The organism is Spirulina sp. 06S082, assembly GCF_034932145.1.
Lineage (GTDB): Bacteria > Cyanobacteriota > Cyanobacteriia > Cyanobacteriales > Spirulinaceae > CCY15215.
The window spans coordinates 1-768 of the sequence record NZ_JAYGHV010000269.1 but is presented as its reverse complement, the minus strand read 5'-3'; the positions used below and the strand labels follow the sequence as shown (position 1 = coordinate 768).

The window sequence follows — 768 nt, the reverse complement described above, 5'->3', positions numbered from 1 at the left end:
CAGAACTTACGCAGTAACACCATATGTAGCGTAAAGTTTAAAAAAGAGCGAGCAGCAAACCCCAAAAATCAAAAATCTTGGTACAGAGCCTAAAATATGATAATATTGTTAGGAAATCAAACTTAAAATTAACATGAAATTCACCTATCTCAATTATTGTCAGTATCTTTTAAGTAGTCAAAAAAATTATACAATAACCAACTTAGCCGATCATATTCAAGGAATTAGTCATGATACAATTAATCGTTATTTAAGGAATGAGAAATTAACGCCTAAATTGATTTGGGATAATGTTATCAACCTGATTCAAAGTCCTGAGGAAGGAATTTTGGTTTTTGATGACACAGTTAGTGATAAAAGATTTTCCCAAAAAATCGAGTTAGTTCGTCGTCAGTATAGTGGAAATGAACATCGTGTAATTAGAGGTATTGGTTTAGTTAGCTGTATTTATATCAATCCAGAAACGGGAGAGTTTTGGGTCATTGATTATCGAATTTATGATCCAGATGGAGATGGAAAAACCAAAATAGATCATGCAATTTCCTCAAAATAAAAAAGTGCAGTTATTTCGGGTATCTGTCTCTACCGATAGAACGGAATATGTGGCAACAAATGAACTCAAGAAAACTTCTGTAGAAGAAGTAAAAAAAAAGACTAAGCAACGTATGAAACAATTTAATCTTTTTCTTCTGGCGATCGCTATCCAAAATTTTTAGCCATCGTCTATCTTGCTATACACTATATTTAGTGTACTAGCGTAAGTCCTGT

1 pseudogene is annotated in these 768 nt (G+C 32.6%); it reads left to right on the top strand.

The features are described from left to right. Window positions 1-133: 133 nt before the first annotated feature. Window positions 134-671: pseudogene (locus VB714_RS15515) on the top strand (hypothetical protein); the annotation flags it as partial. Window positions 672-768: the final 97 nt, after the last annotated feature.